Annotated in this window: 10 protein-coding genes; 8 read left to right on the top strand and 2 right to left on the bottom strand. The window is 64.2% G+C overall.

Annotated features, from left to right (window positions below; all coding sequences use genetic code 11):
* Positions 1-66 precede the first annotated feature (66 nt).
* From LIX93_RS16050 to LIX93_RS16025, 6 genes are all read left to right on the top strand, one after another.
* Complete coding sequence (locus tag LIX93_RS16050) at positions 67-813, top strand: amino acid ABC transporter permease (RefSeq protein ID WP_226505041.1); 747 nt, start codon at positions 67-69, stop codon at positions 811-813.
* Positions 810-1,478 carry an ABC transporter permease subunit gene (locus LIX93_RS16045; protein ID WP_226505325.1) on the top strand — a complete coding sequence of 223 codons (669 nt, stop codon included), beginning with the start codon at positions 810-812 and terminating at the stop codon, positions 1,476-1,478. The genes LIX93_RS16050 and LIX93_RS16045 overlap by 4 nt, the downstream gene beginning before the upstream one ends.
* The gene (locus LIX93_RS16040; RefSeq protein ID WP_226505040.1) at positions 1,475-2,209 is read left to right on the top strand and encodes an amino acid ABC transporter ATP-binding protein; all 735 of its coding nucleotides are present in this window, start codon (positions 1,475-1,477) and stop codon (positions 2,207-2,209) included. The genes LIX93_RS16045 and LIX93_RS16040 overlap by 4 nt, the downstream gene beginning before the upstream one ends.
* Before the next feature lie 68 nt (positions 2,210-2,277).
* Positions 2,278-4,179 carry an ATP-binding protein gene (locus LIX93_RS16035; RefSeq protein ID WP_226505039.1) on the top strand — a complete coding sequence of 634 codons (1,902 nt, stop codon included), beginning with the start codon at positions 2,278-2,280 and terminating at the stop codon, positions 4,177-4,179.
* Positions 4,176-5,501 carry a sigma-54 dependent transcriptional regulator gene (locus LIX93_RS16030; RefSeq protein WP_226505038.1) on the top strand — a complete coding sequence of 442 codons (1,326 nt, stop codon included), beginning with the start codon at positions 4,176-4,178 and terminating at the stop codon, positions 5,499-5,501. Before LIX93_RS16035 ends, LIX93_RS16030 begins: the two co-directional genes overlap by 4 nt.
* 125 nt (positions 5,502-5,626) lie before the next feature.
* Positions 5,627-11,245: a DUF6543 domain-containing protein gene (locus LIX93_RS16025; RefSeq protein ID WP_226505037.1), complete on the top strand. Its 5,619-nt coding sequence runs from the start codon at positions 5,627-5,629 to the stop codon at positions 11,243-11,245.
* Positions 11,246-11,281: 36 nt separating this feature from the next.
* Here the strand turns inward: LIX93_RS16025 and metE are convergent, their stop codons facing one another.
* On the bottom strand, positions 11,282-13,591 hold the full coding sequence (gene metE, locus LIX93_RS16020) for a 5-methyltetrahydropteroyltriglutamate--homocysteine S-methyltransferase (protein ID WP_226505036.1): 2,310 nt from the start codon (positions 13,589-13,591) through the stop codon (positions 11,282-11,284).
* A 107-nt stretch (positions 13,592-13,698) separates the two neighbouring features.
* On the opposite strand from metE, the gene metR reads away from it, so the two are divergent.
* Positions 13,699-14,616 carry a transcriptional regulator MetR gene (metR, locus tag LIX93_RS16015; RefSeq protein ID WP_226505035.1) on the top strand — a complete coding sequence of 306 codons (918 nt, stop codon included), beginning with the start codon at positions 13,699-13,701 and terminating at the stop codon, positions 14,614-14,616.
* Between the two features lie 8 nt (positions 14,617-14,624).
* On the opposite strand, the gene LIX93_RS16010 is transcribed toward metR, so the two are convergent.
* The gene (locus LIX93_RS16010) at positions 14,625-15,044 is read right to left on the bottom strand and encodes an NUDIX domain-containing protein (protein ID WP_226505034.1); all 420 of its coding nucleotides are present in this window, start codon (positions 15,042-15,044) and stop codon (positions 14,625-14,627) included.
* Positions 15,045-15,816: 772 nt separating this feature from the next.
* On the opposite strand from LIX93_RS16010, the gene LIX93_RS16005 reads away from it, so the two are divergent.
* A complete protein-coding gene (locus LIX93_RS16005) occupies positions 15,817-20,109 on the top strand; it encodes a DEAD/DEAH box helicase (protein WP_226505033.1) in 4,293 nt (1,430 codons plus the stop codon).
* The last annotated feature ends 14 nt before the right edge of the window (positions 20,110-20,123 follow it).

Genomic DNA, 20,123 nt, shown 5'->3' with positions numbered 1-20,123 from the left:
TGACCTCACTGGCCCGCCATCGCGGGCCAGCGAGCAACCGTGGCTCGCTACAGAGGGGAGACCCTGATGAATTACAACTGGGATTGGAGCGTGTTCTTTAAATCCACCGGCGTCGGCAGCGAAATCTACCTCGATTGGTATGTCGCCGGCCTGGGCTGGACCATCGGCATCAGCATCGTCGCCTGGCTGATCGCGCTGGTGCTGGGCTCGCTGCTGGGCGTGATGCGTACGCTGCCCAACCGCTGGGTAGCCGGAATTGCCAGCGCCTACGTCGAACTGTTTCGCAATGTGCCGCTGCTCGTGCAGCTGTTCATCTGGTACTTCCTGGTGCCCGATTTGCTGCCCGCCAACCTGCAGGAGTGGTACAAGCAGGACCTCAACCCGACCACTTCGGCGTTCCTCAGCGTGGTCGTGTGCCTGGGGCTGTTCACCGCCGCGCGGGTCTGCGAACAAGTGCGCACCGGCATCGAAGCCCTGCCCCGTGGCCAGGAATCCGCTGCCCGCGCGATGGGCTTTCGCCTGCCGCAGATCTACTGGAACGTACTGCTGCCACAGGCCTACCGGGTGATCATTCCGCCGCTGACGTCGGAGTTTCTCAACGTCTTCAAGAATTCCTCGGTGGCCTCGTTGATCGGCCTCATGGAACTGCTGGCACAAACCAAGCAGACCGCCGAGTTCTCGGCCAACCTGTTCGAAGCCTTCACCCTGGCGACGCTGATCTACTTCACCTTGAACATGAGCCTGATGCTGCTGATGCGCCTGATCGAGAAGAAAGTCGCGGTGCCCGGGCTGATCTCCCTGGGGGGCAAATAATGGACTTCAGTGGCATCATTCCCGCCCTGCCCGGCCTGTGGAACGGCATGCTGATGACCTTGCAGCTGATGGTCATGGGCATCGTCGGCGGTATCGTCCTCGGCACCTTGCTGGCGCTGATGCGTTTGTCGCCGAGCAAGCTGCTGTCGCGCATTGCCGGCGCTTACGTCAACTACTTCCGCTCCATCCCGCTGCTGCTGGTGATCACCTGGTTCTACCTGGCGGTGCCGTTTGTGCTGCGCTGGATCACTGGCCAGGACACCCCGGTGGGCGCGTTCACCTCCTGCGTCGTGGCGTTCATGATGTTCGAGGCCGCGTACTTCTGCGAGATCGTGCGCGCCGGCGTGCAGTCGATCGCCAAGGGCCAGATGGGCGCGGCCCAGGCGCTGGGCATGACCTACGGGCAGACCATGCGCCTGATCATCCTGCCCCAGGCATTCCGCAAGATGACGCCGTTGCTGTTGCAGCAAAGTATCATCCTGTTCCAGGACACCTCGCTGGTCTACACCGTCGGCCTGGTGGACTTTCTCAATGCTGCCCGCGCCAATGGCGACATCATTGGCCAGGCCAATGAGTTCCTGTTGTTCGCAGGCCTGGTGTACTTCGTGATCAGCTTCAGCGTGTCGCTGCTGGTCAAACGTCTGCAGAAAAGGTTGGCCGTATGATTTCCATCAAGAACATCAACAAGTGGTATGGCGACTTCCAGGTGCTGACCGAGTGCAGCACCGAAGTCAAAAAAGGCGAAGTGGTGGTGGTCTGCGGGCCGTCGGGTTCGGGCAAGTCGACCTTGATCAAATGCGTCAACGCCCTGGAGCCCTTCCAGAAGGGTGACATCGTGGTCGACGGCACCTCGATCGCCGACCCCAAGACCAACCTGCCCAAGCTGCGTTCTCGGGTGGGTATGGTGTTCCAGCACTTCGAACTGTTCCCGCACCTGACCATCACCGAAAACCTCACCATCGCGCAGATCAAGGTGCTGGGCCGCAGCAAGGAAGAGGCGACGCAAAAGGGCCTGCAGCTGCTCGACCGCGTCGGCCTCAAGGCCCATGCCCACAAGCACCCTGGGCAATTGTCGGGCGGTCAGCAGCAGCGTGTAGCGATTGCCCGTGCGCTGGCGATGGACCCGGTGGTGATGCTGTTCGACGAGCCGACCTCGGCACTCGATCCGGAAATGGTCAACGAAGTGCTCGACGTCATGGTGCAACTCGCCCATGAAGGCATGACCATGATGTGCGTGACCCACGAAATGGGCTTCGCCCGCAAGGTCGCCAATCGGGTGATCTTCATGGACCAGGGACAGATCGTCGAAGACTGCCAGAAGGAAGAGTTTTTCGGCGATGTCACCGCGCGCTCCGACCGTGCCCAGCAGTTCCTGGCGAAAATCCTGCAACACTGATGCATCGCCATACCGTTTCTGTGCCCGCCCGTCGGGCGCAGGACGCTGGTCGGCCCAAGGCGACTGTGATGAAATGCGCTCCCTCCCAATTTCGCGCTGCGCCGCCAGATCTCGCCGTGAAACCCCGACTGATCCGCCAAGTGTTCCTGCCTCCCCTGCTGGTCGCCCTGATGATCGGTTTGGGTTACCTCGGCTTCTGGATCAGTGATCGCGCCGGCATCCGCAGCCTCAGCGAAAACGGCCAGCGCCAGCTGGAATTGCAAGCGCGGGCGGTGGAAAGCGAAATCAACCGCTACACCTATCTGCCCAGCCTGCTGGAGCTGGAGAATACCGTGTCGGCCCTGCTCGCCCACCCCGACTCGGCCCACCGCGAGCCGGTCAACGTGTACCTCGACGGCCTCAACCGGCGCAGTAACAGCCGTGCCATTTACGTGCTCGACACCAGCGGCCGGGTGCAGGCCAGCAGCAATTGGCGCGACAGCGACAGCTATGTTGGCGAAGACCTGGCGTTTCGCCCCTATTTCCAGGACGCCATCCGCGGCCTGCAAGGACGCTTCTACGGGATCGGCAGCACCTCGGGCGAACCCGGCTACTACCTGGCCCACGGCCTGGAACTGAATGGCCGGATCATCGGCGTGGCAGTCATCAAGGTCCAGCTGCAAGCGCTGGAATCCCTGTGGCAACGGGCCCACCTGGAAACCTTCGTCAGCGACGAGAACGGCATCATCATTCTCTCCAGCGATCCTGAGCGCCGACTCAAGTCGACCCGCCCGCTCTCCCCCGAAACCAAGGAGCGCCTGGCCCGCAGCCTGCAGTACTACTGGACGCCGTTTTCGGAGCTGCAACCGCTGGCCCGGGAAACCCTGACCGACGGCATCGAAAAACTGACCTTCCCGAGCAACAACGGGCTGCATGGCAACACCGCGTATCTTGCGCAAAGCCAGCCGCTGAACAGCTCGCGCTGGCAGTTCACCTTGCTCACGCCCCTGCAGGATCAGCGCCGCGAAGCCATCATCCACGGCGTGCTGGTGGCGGTGGCCTTCGCCCTGTGCACCATCTTGATGATCGCCTGGAACGAGCGGCGCAAGGTCATCGCCACGCGCCTGGCCGCCCGCGAGGCACTCGAGGAAGCCAATAACCTGCTGGAACGACGGATCACCGAACGCACCAGCGACCTGCGTGCCAGCAACGAACGGCTCAAGGGCCAGATCCGCGAACGACGCCAGGCCGAAGACACCCTGCGCAAGGCTCAGGACGAACTGGTGCAGGCCGGCAAGCTGGCGGCCATCGGGCAGATGTCCACCAGCATCGCCCACGAGCTCAACCAGCCATTGGCGGCGCTGCGCACGCTGTCGGGCAACACGGTGCGCTTTCTTGAGCGCGGCGCGCTGGAGACCGCCAGCACCAATCTGCGCACCATGAACGATCTGATCGACCGCATGGGCCGCATCACCGCCAGCCTGCGCGCCTTCGCCCGACGCGGCGATGACCAGGGCCAGGCGTCCCTGACCGGCGCGGTCGATGCCGCCCTGCAATTGCTGGAGGCGCGCTTGCAAGGCGTGCAAGTACACCGCGACGTTGCCGCAGCACAACTGCCCATCGATCAGACCCGCCTCGAGCAGATTCTCGTCAACCTGATCGGCAATGCCCTGGACGCCATGCACAGCCAGGCCCAGCCGCAACTGTGGCTGAGCGGTGAACTGGATGAGCAACAGCCACCGGGCAAATATCGCCTGCGGGTGCGCGACAACGGCCATGGCATTACCGCAGATGCCCGCGAGCACCTGTTCGAACCGTTTTTCACCACCAAGCCGGGCGACCTCGGCCTGGGCCTTGGCCTGACCCTCTCGGCCAGCCTCGCCGCTGCCGCCAGTGGGCATCTGGGGATGGAAAGCTCCGGCCCCGACGGTACCGTGTTTATCCTCAGCCTGCCCCTGAGCGCACCCCTTTCAGCGAGCCCCTCAGCATGAACCCACCCTTGAGCGTTTTGATCGTCGAAGATGATCCCCATGTGTTGCTGGGCTGCCAGCAGGCCTTGGCCCTTGAAGACATCGTCAGCGAAGGTGTCGGCAGCGCCGAAGAGGCCCTGGCACGAATCGGCGAGGATTTCGCCGGCATCGTCGTCAGCGATATCCGCCTGCCCGGCATCGATGGCCTGCAGCTGCTCGACCAGTTGAAAGCCCGCGACCCGAGCCTGCCGATCGTCTTGATCACCGGCCACGGCGACATCTCCATGGCGGTGGGTGCCATGCGCGCCGGCGCCTACGACTTCATGGAAAAGCCTTTTTCGCCAGAGCGGCTGGTCGATGTGGTGCGCCGCGCGCTGGAGCATCGCGGTCTGGCGCGAGAAGTCACCTCCCTGCGGCGCCAACTGGCGGGGCGCTCGGCGCTGGAGACGCGCATCATCGGGCGCTCGCCGGCGATGGCGAACCTGCGCGAACTGATCGCCAACGTCGGCGACACCTCGGCCAACGTGCTGATCGAAGGCGAAACCGGCACCGGCAAGGAGCTGGTCGCGCGCTGCCTGCACGATTTCAGCCGACGCCAGACCAACGCCTTCGTCGCGCTCAATTGCGGCGGCTTGCCCGAGAGCCTGTTCGACAGCGAGATCTTCGGCCATGAAGCCAATGCCTTTACCGGTGCCGGCAAGCGCCGTATCGGCAAGATCGAACACGCCGACCAGGGCACGCTGTTCCTCGACGAGATCGAGAGCATGCCGATGTCGATGCAGATCAAGCTGTTGCGCGTCCTGCAGGAACGGACCCTCGAACGCCTGGGCTCGAACCAGACCATCGCGGTTGATTGCCGGGTCATCGCCGCGACCAAATCCGACCTCGAAGCGCTGAGCCAGCAAAACCAATTTCGCAGCGACCTGTATTACCGGCTCAACGTGGTGACCCTGGAGCTGCCGCCATTGCGCGAGCGCCGCGAGGACATCCTCATGCTGTTCGAGCACTTTTTGCAGTTATCGGCCCTGCGCTTCGACCGTGAGCCGCCACCGCTGGAGGCCAGCACGGTGTCGCGTCTGATGAGCCACGACTGGCCCGGCAACGTGCGCGAACTGCGTAACGTCGCCGAGCGTCATGCCCTGGGGCTGCCGGCGTTCAAGAAGAGCGCCAGCGACGCCCTGCAGCAACCGCTGAATTTCACCGAGGCGGTGGAGGCCTTCGAACGCAACCTGCTGAGCGAAGCCCTGCAACGCAGTGGCGGCAATCAGAGCCAGGCCAGCCAGGAGCTGGGCATGGCCAAGACCACGCTGTTCGACAAGGTCAAGAAGTACGGCCTGGGCTAGCGACTATCCCGCGTGTATCGATCCCTACATATGTAAAACCTGCACGCACCGCTGTACCTCTCTAATTGCGCCACGACCCGGCAAGGACTGACCGCGCCGGCTTCACGCCAATGGAGAGGTAAACCATGACAGATTCCATCGACTCAACGCTTCCTGCACGTCCGTTCGACGCCGGCCCCGGCCCGATCAAGGATCCCAGCCTGTTTCTCAGTGCCTCCAGGCAATGGACGGAATGCCGCCAACAGCTGCTCGACCTGGTAGGCGCCGCCCCCGGTGCAAGGGCCTCACTGCGCCAATTGCTCCACGCCCAGTTGGCCCTGGATGGAGATCAGGTCGGCCTGACCTACCCCGCCGGCCCGCTCGACGTCGAGGATCAAACCCACAGCGAACAATTCGTCAGCTTGCTCGAACTCTGCGCCTTGGTGATTCAGCAGCCTGACCTGAGCGCGCTGAACCTCGATGCAGCAGTCAGCGGAGTTGCGGATCAACACCCCTTGCACGGCAAAACGGCCCTTGAACTGGCGCAGCGACTCAAGGCACTTGCCCCCCAAGCCTTCGTGACAGGCCAGTGGGATGCCTACTGGAATGCCAGGGCGCCGGGCACGCCACACGCTCGGCGGGATCTCGCCGCCAGGCACTTCAAGACACACCTGCACTGCGCCTATCAACTGAGCTACGCCCAAGGGACGCTGACGGCCGCCGAACTCAAGCCGCTACTGGCAGTGCTGGAAGCAGGCGACAGCGAACCGCTGCTCGATAATGAACACGTCTATATCGAGACCATCACCCTGTTGCCTTGGGGGGCTGGCTCACAGCGACTGCCAGGGGCCTTGGTGATTACCCACGACGGCCATGAGCCCACCCAGCAATTGCTCTTCCTTCCCGGCCAGGCGCCGGCCCTGTCGCTGTTCGCCGATCGCAATGCGCTGGAGGCCTGGCTGCTCGAAAACAAACATCGCCTGTGGCCCGATGCGTCGCAGGTATTTTCGGCAGTGGACAGCATTGGCTATGGCCAGCAGGAGCACGGGATTGCGCCGCTGTTCAAGGAGCTGGTCAACTGCCTGCGCAACAACCTGATCAACAGCCTCTACCGCCATAACGATTTACCGCTCCCGCAAAGTGCCCGCGAGGCATTGGCCGCCGCCGATAGCTTCGACGCATCCCGCAGCAGCCAGAGCTTGCTCGCCCCAGCCCCGCAACTGCCCGACGCTGAGGATCGGCAGGGCGCCGCCAGCCCGTTCGGCCAGCTCTACGCCGACCTCGACTTTGCCGCTCGGCAAACCTCGATTATGCAGCAACGCGATGCCTTCGAGGCGCTGCTTGGCACCGATTACCAAGGCGATGCCGATGATCCGAACCTGCTGACGCTCAAGCGCGCCATCGACGCCTTGAGCACCCAGCAGCTCGCCGCACTGACCGCAGCGCGCACCTTGGTGCAGGCGCAGACCCCGCAGGACCTTTACAGCCTCCGCCAACTACCCAACGCCGCCTACGACGAGCTCTACGCCGCACGCCTGGCGGGCCTGCGCGCCGAGGCCGAAATCCAGCAAGCGCTGAAGCAGCTGGATAGCGCCGAGGCGGCGATGATCATCAGCGTGCTGGACGCTCCGGTCGCCCTTCACCGTCTGGACAACTCAGTGGTCGCCGCCACGGTGTCGGTGTCCATGACTGAAACCGGGGGCGCGCGCCGCTCCCGCGAACTGGATGGCGTCCTGGTGATCACTCGCCAGGACGTGCTCGATGACACCACCGCGAACGGCAGCCTGCTGCTGTACTGGCCTGGTGTCGATGGCGGCTTGCAACGTTTCGCCTCGTACGCCGCACTCGAGCAAATGTTGCTTAAGCCATCGCTCGACGACGATGACCGGCATACCCTCACCCTGACCCCTCTGAGCGGCGACGCCCTGGCCTACGGGCTGCAGAATCAAATGCACCGCTGCGAGCTCCGAGCCGCACGGTTGTTAAAGCAGTACCCCAGCGCCACTCGAGCGGCCGAGCAAGCGCAAGCGTTGCACGGCCTGGTGGAAAAAACCGTACACGCATTGCGGGTGCCGCACCATCAAGCCCGCGAGACAGCCTATGCGCAACTGCTGGAGCTCAATCGCAGCAGCGCGCTGCACGCGCAACTGCCGGGCTGGCTCGCTACCTTGCCACAGGCCTACCGCCACCGGCTAAAGACGCTCATCCAGCACTATGTGCCAGCGGTGCAGCGCGCTCAATCGTTACTCGAAGGGGATATACCGCTGCGTGAAGACTTTACCCGCGCCCGTATCCAGCAACGCCTGCGCGCCGACTTCGGCGTAACGGGTGATTACACCCTCAGCCTCGACCTGCCGGACTCGGTCCATCGAGTACGCGATCCGATTCAGGGTTCAGGCGCGCCTGGGGTACCGAGCAAGACCGTGCTGCGTCCCAGCGACAAACGTACCACCTTCACCCTGGAACAACTGGCCCTGGCCAATATCGACGATGACCTGCGCGACCGCTATACCTTCGTCGAGCTGCACGTGAGCGGTGGTAATGAAGGTGGACGCGGGCTGCTGCTGGCAGGGTTTACCTACCACTACCTGCAGACCCTGGTCACGGCCCTGGATTTGTCCGCAGCCTATACGGCGCTTATCCGCGCCACCTTCATGGGCACGGCCGGCGAGCCAGACTTCAAACATCAGTACCGCCGTGAATGTCTACGCAAGCCGATTCAACTGGCGCTGCAAATGCAAAGCGTCTACGCCAGCCAACGGGGCTTGCTCGACACTCGCGCCAAGGCGATTCTGGACATCGCCATCGATGCCGATTCGCCACGGGCCTGGCAGGTCGACGGCAAACGTATCGTGCTGCGGGCCGCGCTCTTCAGCGCCGGGGGCGTGGACACTGGCGAACTCACCGCAACCCTTTCGGGCGTCACCTTTATCGAGGAGCAAAACAGCGGGCAGACACTGATCTACTTGCCGGACGATCCCACGGGCGTCTATTTGCGCCACTACGCCAGTCTGGACGAGGCACGCGAGGGGCTGTTCCAGCTCACCCTCGACGCGCAGATCGCCGAGTATCTGGCCGATCGTGCGCTGCGCGGCGACCGGGCCGCGCACTTGAGCCGCCTGCGCCAGGCCCACGAGCGCAATTACTGGCAGATGATCGATGCCGGGTTGCCGTGGCCACACACTACTTCGCTGGCCAACCATTTGCTCGACGCGCACATGGGCCAGATGATCGAAACGCACCGGCGTACGTCTCGCAGCAACGACGCGTTGTATCTGCAGCAGTTCGCACTGGCCAGCGAAAACGTCTTTCACTACATCAAGATGGCGTTGGGCATGGTGCCGTTCGTGGGCACGGCGGTGGGTCTTTACGACGGTTTCAAGGCGCTTGATCAAAGCATCAAGGCGCTGCTGCGCAAAGACCTGTACGAGGGGCTCGAACAGTTCGAATCGGTCATGCTGTCGCTTATCGATGCCGCGATGGATCTGCTTCCCGGGGCCGGCATAGCCAATGTTCGGGGTGTCACGCGCCAACGCCAACTGCAAGGCCTGGCTCGCCAGCCAAGCCTGCTGCACCGACGCTACCTGTCCAGCAGCGCAGCGCAACCGGCGCGGCGCTTCGAAGGCTATGAGTACAACGGCTCGATCAATCTATCGGGGCTCGAACCCGCCAACAGCGGCATCTATCGCGCTGTCTACCGACACCCGCAGGGCGATTTCGTCATCAGCCAAGGGCACGTCTACGCAGTCACCCTGCACGACAGCCCACGCACCTGGCGTCTCAAAGGCAGCTCCAGCAAAACCTACCAGCAACCCATCACTCTGGATGAAAGCGGCCAGTGGAATACCCACGGCGCGGTGTATGGCAAATTGGTCAATGGCGGCCTTGCCGGCGGGGGTGGTGTGCTGGGACATCTGGCCGATGGCCTGGAACCGCTTTGGCCTGCCCCGATTCGCGGCTACCTGCCGGACTGGCTGACTAACCGACTGGAGCATCGCCGTCGCGTATTGCTCGACGCGGTGGAGAGCAGCAAAGATCAGGTGCAGAGCCAGACCCGCGCTTTGATCGCCCTCAGAGAGCGAATGGAGCGTGCCAGCCCCGCGGACCGCGGCGCAATGCGCGCGCAATTCAACGCGCAATCACTCAAGCTGCTCGATACCGCCAAGCAGACTCACGGCAAACTGCTTGAAGTCGAGCCCACCCTGACCGGTACCAACGCGCGTAAAGCCCGCGAAGATCTGAGCTCGCTGGCAGCCACCATCGTGCAGCGTACCGAGCAAGACGTGTATGCCCTCAAGCATTCGATCAACCGTCGCTACGACCAGCTTGACGAGATCCGCGCCGAGTCCGCGACCCTGCCCTTTGGCGTCGCCCATGTGCGCGCCCACATGGCCTTGTGGGCGCGACGCAAGCAGGTCCGCATCGGCCTGGCGCAGGACGCCGTGGCCATGGAAGCGCGCATGGCGCAAATGAACGAATGGGAGGCCCGGGTGACCGTCGCGCGCCACCGCAGCGGGGTGATCAACGACGCCACTGCCGTCAGGGTGAAGCACAATCCGTGCATCATGAACGTGCACAAGGCACAGCAATACCTGGAAGCGATCAACCGCTATGACATGCCCGCGTCGGCCGACTGGTTTGCCTTGATCAATGAAATGAAGCCCCATCGCAACGGTGTGGAGCGGGCGCTCGATACACAACTGAGCCTGCCGGACGTAACGCCTGCGCCGAACGTCGAGAGACGCCGCCAGGTGCTGGAGCAGTGTATCCAGACCTACCGCCAGTATCGAACCGCATTGAATGTCTGGCTCGCGACTTACCCGGCGCTGTTCGACACTGTGCACGTCGAGCCCTTGCTCAACGCCCTGCAGGAGCTGACAACCCTCGCTCATGACGGCATTCGCAAGCTGCCGGGGCGAGGCGAATCCTTGCGTCCAGGCAACCCGCGCGTGCCGGTGGTCCGGCGCTTGTACGAAGTTCAGGACGTCGGCTGGGTTTCAGGTATCGTCGAGCACCCCGACAGCCCGCGCCAGCGCATAACCATCACCGGCGCCAATGGCGAAACCGAAGTGCTGATCATAGAGTCCCCCGGGCGGGCGCGACTGGAGCGACAGGCCCCTGCGCCTGCTCGGCAAAATCTGCCGGACCTGCAGGCAGAGGCCCAGCGCCGGCTGGATGGGCTGGCGCGGTTCATCGACAACATCGAGGGTCACGCGCGCCGCAATGCGTCGCCTCAGGACCTTGAGGACATGATGAGCATCAAGGCCCGGGACCTGGAGCAACGCGCCACGAATCTGGAGCGCCTGAATGCTGACGATCCACTGGTGGCGACACTGCGCGACCGAGCCACCGAGCTGTATGCCAAGGGCACGGCGCTGCGCATCGCGCAATGCTTCGCCAGCAAGACACCGACCGAAGGTTACCTGGACTATCTGCTCAGCCACGATCAAGTGCAGATCGTACGGATCGATCCGCGCCGAGAGCTGCCGCGCGACGCCGACAATCGTGCGGACTTCATTCAGGAGTACGAAGTACGCGATGTGCGCACCGTTCCGGCGCGAAGTCTGTGGTTCGCGCACTTCCACTTCGGTAGCAAGAATGCCAGCTTCGAGCAGTTCACCAAGGCCCACCTGAAGCTTCCCGAGCAGCGCTACAAGGGCCTCAAGTGGCAAGCTGCGCAGGTAGCCGAGGGCATCGATGCCGAGCCGATCTGGCGAGGTAACATCGGCCGTCCATTGGCCACGCGCCACTTCGCCGATCTGTGACACCACGGCCCTGGTGGCAGCACCAGGGCCACTCCCTCACGCCAGCTGGCTGCGCAATTGCCGCGCCGCCGCCACCATGTTCAGCAACGCGGCTTCGGTCTCGGGCCAGGCACGCGTCTTGAGCCCGCAGTCCGGGTTGACCCACAGCCGCTCGGCGGGGATACGTGTAGCCGCCTTGCTCAGCAGGTTGACCATTTCGGCCGTGTCCGGCACCCGCGGCGAGTGAATATCGTAGACACCGGGGCCGATATCGTTCGGATAGTCGAACGCTTCGAACGCCTCCAGCAGTTCCATGTCCGAACGCGAAGTCTCGATAGTGATCACATCGGCGTCCATAGCCGCGATCGCCTGGATCACGTCGTTGAATTCGCTGTAGCACATGTGCGTGTGGATCTGCGTATCGTCACGCACGCCGCTGGCGCATAACCGGAACGCCTCTACCGCCCAATCCAGATAGGCCTGCCATTGCGCACGCCGCAGCGGCAAGCCTTCACGAAAGGCCGCCTCGTCGATCTGCACGATTTTGATGCCGGCCCGCTCCAGGTCCACCACCTCGTCACGAATCGCCAGCGCCAGCTGTTGCGCCTGCACCTGGCGGGACACATCTTCGCGCGGGAACGACCACATCAGCAGCGTCACGGGGCCGGTCAGCATGCCCTTCATGACCTTGTCGGTCTGGCGCTGGGCGTATTCGATCCAGGCCACGGTCATGGGCTGCGGGCGGCTCAGGTCACCGTAGATGATCGCCGGCTTGACGCAACGCGAGCCATAGCTCTGGACCCAGCCGAAACGGGTGAACAGATAGCCGTCCAGTTGCTCGGCGAAATATTCGACCATGTCGTTGCGCTCGGCCTCGCCATGCACCAGCACATCCAGGCCCAGGCGCTCCTGGACCTGCACCGCGTGGCGGATCTCGCTGTGCATCGCGTCGGTGTAGTCATTGGCCGACAGCTTGCCTTGCTTGAACGCCTGGCGCGCCAGGCGGATGGCCGAGGTCTGCGGGAACGAGCCGATGGTGGTGGTCGGGAAGGCCGGCAAGTGCAGGCGCGCACGCTGCGCCTCGATACGCTGGGCGAAGGGCGACTGGCGCTGGCTATCGGCCGCGGTCACCGCCTGCAACCGTGACTGTACTTCAGGCTTGTGAATACGGGCCGATTGCGCACGGCTGCGCTGCACAGCGCGGCTGGCGTTCAGGGCTTGCTGCACGTGCGGCGCGTGTGGCGAGTCCAGGGCCTGAGCCAGCACGGCGATTTCGCCACACTTTTGCACGGCAAAGGCGAGCCAGCCCTTGAGCTCGGCGTCGAGCTTGTCTTCACGCCCCAGATCGACCGGGCTGTGCAGCAACGAGCAGGAGCCCGCCACCCACAGATTGTTGCCGAAACGCTGGGCAGCCTGCTGCAACAGCCCCAGGGCCTGGTCCAGGTCGCAGCGCCAGACGTTACGGCCATTGACCACACCCAGCGACAGCACTTTATAGCTGGGCAGGCGATCAAGCACCGCCGGCAGTTGCTCGGCGGCCCGCACCAGATCGACGTGCAGGCCGTCCACCGGCAGCCCGGCGGCGAGCCCCAGGTTGTCTTCGAGACCGCTGAAATAAGTGGCGATGAGCTTTTTGAGCGGCGAGTACTGGAGGATGTGATAGGCGCGCTCGAAGGCGTTTTTCCATTCCTGCGGCAGGTCGAGGCCGAGAATCGGCTCGTCGATCTGCACCCATTCCACGCCTTGGCGAGCCAGCCGGCTGAGGATCTCGCCGTATACCGGCAGCAGGCGCTCGAGCAGGTCGAGTTTGTCGAATTCAGCGCCCTTGGCCTTGCCCAGCCACAAGTAGGTCAGCGGGCCGATCAGCACCGGTTTGACCTTGTGGCCCAGCGCCAGCGCTTCGTCGACCTCCTCGAAGAGTTGATCCCAACTGAGCACAAAGCGCTGCTGCGCGCTGAATTCCGGGACCAGGTAGTGATAGTTGGTGTCGAACCACTTGGTGAGTTCCTGAGCGTATTGGCCCTTGCCCGCTTCACCTGCGCAGCAGGTGCTGGCACCACGGGCCATGGCGAACAGCGTATCGAGGGTCGGCCGGCCGTCGGCACCCTTGAGCGTGGCGAAACGTTCGGGGATGACACCCAGGGCCAGCGAGTGACCGAGAACCTGGTCGTACCAGGCGAAATCCCCTACAGGCAGCAACTCGATGCCTGCATCCTTTTGCACTTGCCAGTGGCGGGCACGCAGTTCACGGCCGACGGCGTGCAGGCTGGCCTGATCGAGGTCGCCCTTCCAATAGGACTCTTGGGCTTTCTTGAGTTCGCGGTCGGCGCCGATGCGCGGAAATCCGAGGTTGTGGGCCAATGCCATGAGGTGTGCTCCCTGTAAAAGATGGCGCCATTGTCGACAGGGAAGGCAACATGAGACAAACTCAATAAATTCGCTTTCATCACAAGTATCATTCATGGAGCACGACGGTGCTGGAAATTCGTCACCTCAAGACCCTGCACGCCCTGCGCGAGTCCGACAGCCTGGTTGAAGCCGCCGAGCGCCTGCATCTGACACAGTCGGCGTTGTCTCATCAGTTCAAGGAGCTGGAGGAGCGCCTGGGCATGCCGCTGTTCATGCGCAAGACCAAGCCCATCCGTTTTACCAGCGCCGGCCTGCGCCTGCTGCAACTGGCCGATGCTGCGTTGCCCTTGCTACGCGGCGCTGAACGGGATATCGCGCGGCTCGCGGGCGGCACCGCCGGACGCCTGCACATGGCGATCGAGTGCCACAGTTGCTTCCAGTGGCTGATGCCGACCATCGATCAATTTCGCGACGCCTGGCCCGAGGTCGAGCTCGATCTGGCCTCGGGTTTCGCCTTCGCGCCGCTCCCAGCCCTGGCCCGCGGCGACCTGGACCTGGTGGTGACTTCCGACCCGGTGGAACTGGCCGGTATCACCTACGTGCCGCTGTTCACGTACGAGGCCATGCTGGCGGTGGCCAACCAGCACCCGTTGGCCACCAAGCCGTTTATCGTGCCCGAGGACCTGGCCAGCGAGACGCTGATCACTTATCCCGTGGAACGGGATCGCCTGGATATCTTCACGCGGTTCCTGGAGCCTGCCGACGTCGAACCCGGGCAAGTGCGCACGGCCGAGCTGACGGTGATGATGATGCAGCTGGTGGCCAGCGGTCGCGGCGTGTGCGGCATGCCACATTGGGCACTGCACGAATACAGCTCGCGCGGCTATGTGAAGGCCAAGCGCCTAGGCGACAAGGGCCTGTTCGCGACATTGTATGCGGCGGTGCGCACCGACATGCTCGATGCGCCGTACATGCGCGACTTTTTGCTGACCGCCAAGGACACCTCGTTCTCGACCCTGGATGGGGTCAGCGCGGCGCGGTGATTGCCTGCTCAGGCGCTGCGCTGGGCCTGGGCGAATTCGCGCTGCAACGGCAGGATCAGGTCGCGGGTCAGCGGCGCCAGTTCGAGAGGCTCGACCTGGTCGATATCGACCCAGCGCGCCTCTTCGATTTCGGCGGCGGGCTGCACGGCCGCGACGCTGTGCACCCGAAACAGCTGGCAGCACACTTCGAATCCCGGCTCGTTGGCGGCCGGGGCACTGAACTGACCAAGATACTCGGCCTGTTGAGTGTCGATACTCAGCCCCAATTCTTCGAACAGCTCACGGGCCAAGGCTTCGACAGGCTGTTCGTGAGCCTCGATCTTGCCGCCGGGCTGCATGAAGGCCGTGGTGCCACGCTTGCGCACCAGCAGGGTTTGTCCTTGGGCGTCGAGCAGCAAAGCGGCGGCGATATGAATGATCTTCGACATGGCGGTTTCGTCCTGAATACAGGCGGCGCAGGATCGCATGAGGGGCCCCGACCGCCAAGGCCGTTGCCAGATATTTGCTGAACGGCGGTGGCCAGGCCAGTGGTGGTGCCCCTACGGCAACGGCAACGGCAACGGCAGAAGACTATTGGCGGTGGTTTTGAGGGTTGTGTACGGGCCCTTTGCTGCGGGCCTGTGCGGCTCGCCCTGTCCATTGGCCCTTCGCCTAGGCTCAGGGTACCCGCGTGCAGACACCTGAAGAGAGGGCACGGCGCAATGGGCCATCCATGGCCCAACGCGCCTGACCCGGCATCCTGCCGGGATCTCCCTCTCTTCAGGCGCCTGCACGCGGCCTGCTGGAGGGGCGATCCGCACAGGCCCGCAGCAAAGGACCAGCCGAGATTTGAGTGCCCCACGCAAATAGAGCTTTTTAAAGCAACAACACAAATATCACTGTTCTGCTTTCGAGCCGGCCTTGGGGTCGCGGCCCCCTTCCAGCAGGCCGCGCTTCGACGCACTGGCGAGGGGATAGCCGGCATGGATGCCGGCTAAGCCCCGTTGGGCCACGGAAGGCCCATCGGGGCGTGCCCCTCGCCAGTGCGTCGAAGCGCGGGAACCCCGAGCGTCAGCGAGGGGCCAATGGCGGGGGCCGCGACCCCAAGGCCGGCTCGAAAGCGGAACCACCCCAATCTCAAAGCACAGCAACCGCCTCCACGCCCGAGCAATCCGACGAACAACCTTGCAGCCACCCAACTCACCCCCCATTAATCATCACATGAACGCCCCCCTCAACACCGCCCCGCTCCCGGGCTTCCATCCTGCGATCCAGGCCTGGTTCAACCAGCGGTTCCCGGCACTGACGCCCGCCCAAGCGCAGGCCTGGCCGTTGATCCAGAGCGGCCAGTCGACGCTGATCGCTGCCCCGACCGGTTCCGGCAAGACCCTCACCGCCTTCCTCGCCGTGCTCGACGAGTTGATCCGTGACGGCCTGGCTCACGACGGCAAGCTGCCCGCGCAAACGTTCGTGGTGTATATCTCGCCGCTCAAGGCGTTATCCAACGATATCCAGATCAATCTGCAGGCCCCGTTGCAAGGCATCAGCGAACAACTGCAGCGCATGGGCCTGCCGCCGGTGCCGATCAGCACTGCCGTACGTACCGGCGACACCCCGCAAAAAGACCGCGCCGCCATGCGCAAGCGCGCCCCGCATATCGTCGTTACCACGCCCGAGTCACTGTACGTGCTGCTCGGCTCGGACAGCGGTCGGCAGATGCTCGCCAGCACCCATACGGTGATCGTCGATGAAATCCACGCCATCGCCGCCAGCAAACGCGGCAGCCATCTGGCGCTGAGCCTGGAGCGGCTGCAAGCGCTCTGCCAACGACCGCTGCGGCGGATTGGCCTGTCGGCCACGCAAAAGCCGATCGAGGCGGTATCGCGCTTCCTTGCAGGCAGCCAACGCGCGTGCGCCATCGTCGATATCGGCCACGCCCGGCCCCGGGACCTGGGCATCGAAGTGCCGCCAGTCGAGCTTGGCGCGGTCATGGCCAACGACGTCTGGGAACTGGTCTACAACCGCCTGGCCGAGCTGGTGAACGAGCATCGCACCACCCTGGTGTTCGTCAATACGCGGCGTCTGGCCGAACGCTTGACCCGCCACCTCAGTGATCGCCTGGGCCGTGACGTGGTGGCTGCCCACCACGGCAGCCTGGCCAAGGAACAACGCCTGGATGCCGAACAACGCCTCAAGCGCGGCGACTTGCGCGTGCTGGTGGCCACCGCGTCGCTGGAGCTGGGGATCGACATCGGCGAAGTCGACCTGGTGTGCCAGATCGCTTCGCCACGCTCGATCTCGGCCTTTTTGCAACGGGTCGGTCGCTCCGGGCACTACGTCGGGGGCACGCCCAAGGGCCGACTGTTCGCCACCTCCCGCGACGACCTGATCGAATGCGCAGCGCTGCTGGACTGCATTCATCGCGGCGAACTGGACGTACTGCACATACCCGAAGCGCCACTGGACGTGCTGGCCCAGCAGATCATCGCTGAAGTCAGCTGCCAGGAGTGGCCCGAGCAGCCGCTGCTGCAACTGTTCCGTAACGCCACGCCCTTTCGCGACGTCAAGGAAGCTGACTATCAAGCACTGCTGGCGATGCTTGCCGAGGGCTACAGCGGTCGCCAAGGCGTGCGCAGCGCCTATCTGCACCGCGATGCCGTCAGCGGCCTGCTGCGCGGGCGACGCGGCAGCAAACTGACCGCCGTCACCAGCGGCGGCACTATTCCCGACAACGCCGACTACAGCGTGATCCTCGAGCCCCAGGCGCTGAATATCGGCAGCGTCAACGAAGACTTCGCGGTCGAAAGCATCGCCGGCGATATCTTCCAGCTCGGCAACACCTCCTATCGCATCCTGCGCATCGAGACCGGCCGTGTGCGGGTCGAAGATGCCCAAGGCATGCCGCCCAATATCCCCTTCTGGCTGGGAGAAGCACCTGGGCGCAGCGCCGAATTGTCGCTGTCGGTGGCGCGCCTGCAAGGGGCTATCGACGAACGCCTGCACGCCAGCGCGGGCAAACTGGCGCCAGTTGTCGACTGGCTGTGCCAGACACTGGGCCTGAACCCGGCCAGCGCCGAGCAACTGGTCGACTACCTGGCCCGCACGCGTTTGGCACTGGGCGCGCTGCCGTCCCAACAGACACTGATCATGGAGCGTTTTTTCGACGAGTCCGGCGGTACTCAGCTGATCATCCACACGCCGTTCGGCAGTCGCGTCAACCGCGCCTGGGGCCTGGCCTTGCGCAAGCGTTTCTGCCGCACCTTCAATTTCGAGCTGCAGGCGGCGGCCAGTGAAGACGCCATCGTGCTGTCGCTGTCGACCACCCACAGCTTCGAGCTGGACGATATCTGGCACTATCTGCACAGCGCCACAGCGGAGCAGATCCTTATTCAGGCGGTGCTCGATGCGCCGCTGTTCGGCGTGCGTTGGCGCTGGAACGCCGGCACCGCCCTGGCGCTGCCGCGCTATGCCGGGGGCCGCAAAGTGGCGCCGCAGATCCAGCGAATGAAAAGCGAGGACCTGATCGCCACAGTGTTCCCGGATCAGATCGCCTGCCTGGAAAACATCGTCGGCGAGCGCGACGTGCCGGACCATCCGCTGGTCAAGCAGACCCTCGACGACTGTCTGCACGAGGCCATGGACAGCGACGCCTGGCTGGCCTTGCTGCGGCGCATGGAGCAAGGCCAGGTGCGCTTGCTCAGCCGTGATTTGCCGGCGCCATCGCCCCTGGCTGCGGCGATTCTCAATGCCCGGCCCTACGCCTTCCTCGATGACGCGCCGCTGGAGGAGCGCCGCACCCAGGCCGTGCTCAGTCGGCGCTGGAGCGACCCGGAAGCGGCCGATGATCTCGGCGCGCTGGACGCCCAGGCGATCGAGGATGTCTGCCTTCAGGCATGGCCTGACCCCACCCGCGCCGATGAGATGCACGAGGCACTGATGCAGTTGGCGGTGATCGAGCAAGCCGAGGTCGATGTGCAGCCCTTCTGGCAAGCCTGGCTCGAGCAACTGGCCGGCCAGGGCCGGGCGATGTGGTTGCAGGCCGGCGAGCGGCGGCTGTGGTTCGCTCGCGAGCGCCTGAGCTGTGTACAGGCGGTCTATCCGTCGATGACCCCGGCGTTACCGGCACTGGCAGGTTTCGATCAACCCTGGGAGAGCGATGGCGCACGGGTCGAATTGCTTCGCGCGCGCCTTAGCGGCTGCGGGCCCATGTTGCTGGGGGATATCTGCCGGCCACTGGCCCTGATGCCGAACGAGGTCGAACAGGCCTTGGCGGTGCTGGAGGGTGAAGGCTACGTATTGCGTGGGCATTTCCGGCCCGGTGTACGTGATACCCAGTGGTGCGAACGGCACTTGCTGGCGCGCATTCATCGCTACACGGTCAAGCGCCTGCGTCAGGAAATAGAGCCCGTGGCGCTGCAGGATTTCATGCGTTTCCTGTTCGATTGGCAGCACCTGTCCAGCGCCACACGCCTGCAGGGCCCGGCGGCCTTGAGCGCGGTGCTGCAGCAATTCGAAGGCTTCAGCGCCCCCGCTGGCGCCTGGGAGAGCGAGCTGTTGCCCAGCCGGGTGAAGGGTTACGCGCTGACCTGGCTGGACGATGCCTGCCGCTCCGGCAAGACCGTATGGACCCGCCTCGGCGGACGCGCCGGAGCCGGCAATACTTTGCGCAGCACGCCCATCGTCCTGCTGCCGCGCGCTCAGGTCGGCCTCTGGCGCAGCCTCGACAGCGCCCCTGTAGCGAGAGGGCTCGCTGCCGAAAAGCCGTCAGCACCGGAAATATCCCTGCGCGCGCAAAAAGTCCTCGACGTGCTCGCCGACCAAGGCGCGCTGTTTTTCGATGAACTGAGCAGCGAGGCCCATCTGCTGCGCAGCGAACTGGAAAACGCCCTGCAGGAGCTGGTCGCCGCCGGCCAGGTGAATGCCGACAGTTTCGCCGGCTTGCGCGCGTTGATCACGCCAACGAGCAAACGCCAGGCGCACAGCAGCCGCCGCGGCCGCGGGGCGTTTGTCGGCGGCATGGATGATGCCGGACGTTGGGCCTCGCTGCGCAAACCCAGCGCAGGCCAGGCGCGCGATGAGGTTCTGGAACATGTCGCCATGACCCTGCTGCGGCGCTATGGCGTGGTGTTCTGGCGCTTGCTGGAGCGTGAGGCCGCTTGGCTGCCGAGTTGGCGTGAACTGCTGCGCACCCTGCACCGCCTGGAAGCCCGGGGCGAGATCCGCGGCGGGCGTTTCGTCAGTGGCCTGGCAGGTGAGCAATTCGCCCTGCCCGAAGCCATACCGTTGCTGCGCGAAGTGCGCAAACGGCCTATGGACGGTGGGATGGTGACCGTCAGCGCAGTGGACCCACTGAATCTGGTCGGCACCTTGTTGCCGGGCAGCAAGGTGCCCGCGATCAGCGGCAACCGCCTGGTCTACCGTGATGGCATCCCGGCGGCAGCGATGATCGCGGGCAAACCGCAGTACTGGATAGCGCAGGACCCCGCGTTGCGCGAGGCCCTGATTCTTCGCTAGTCGCACCGGCGGTT

Origin of the sequence: Pseudomonas sp. MWU16-30317, from assembly GCF_020515695.1 — a bacterium.
Lineage (GTDB): Bacteria > Pseudomonadota > Gammaproteobacteria > Pseudomonadales > Pseudomonadaceae > Aquipseudomonas.
Note: the sequence above shows the minus strand (reverse complement) of the source record. Positions and strands in the feature narration are given on the sequence as shown.

Bases quoted from the DNA above. Each gene is read 5' to 3' on its own strand.
- LIX93_RS16050 (WP_226505041.1), top strand. From the start codon at position 67: ATGAATTACAACTGGGATTGGAGCGTGTTCTTTAAATCCACCGGCGTC.
- LIX93_RS16040 (WP_226505040.1), top strand. From the start codon at position 1,475: ATGATTTCCATCAAGAACATCAACAAGTGGTATGGCGACTTCCAGGTG.
- LIX93_RS16035 (WP_226505039.1), top strand. From the start codon at position 2,278: ATGAAATGCGCTCCCTCCCAATTTCGCGCTGCGCCGCCAGATCTCGCC.
- LIX93_RS16030 (WP_226505038.1), top strand. From the start codon at position 4,176: ATGAACCCACCCTTGAGCGTTTTGATCGTCGAAGATGATCCCCATGTG.
- LIX93_RS16025 (WP_226505037.1), top strand. From the start codon at position 5,627: ATGACAGATTCCATCGACTCAACGCTTCCTGCACGTCCGTTCGACGCC.
- metE (WP_226505036.1), bottom strand. From the start codon at position 13,591: ATGGCATTGGCCCACAACCTCGGATTTCCGCGCATCGGCGCCGACCGC.
- LIX93_RS16010 (WP_226505034.1), bottom strand. From the start codon at position 15,044: ATGTCGAAGATCATTCATATCGCCGCCGCTTTGCTGCTCGACGCCCAA.
- LIX93_RS16005 (WP_226505033.1), top strand. From the start codon at position 15,817: ATGAACGCCCCCCTCAACACCGCCCCGCTCCCGGGCTTCCATCCTGCG.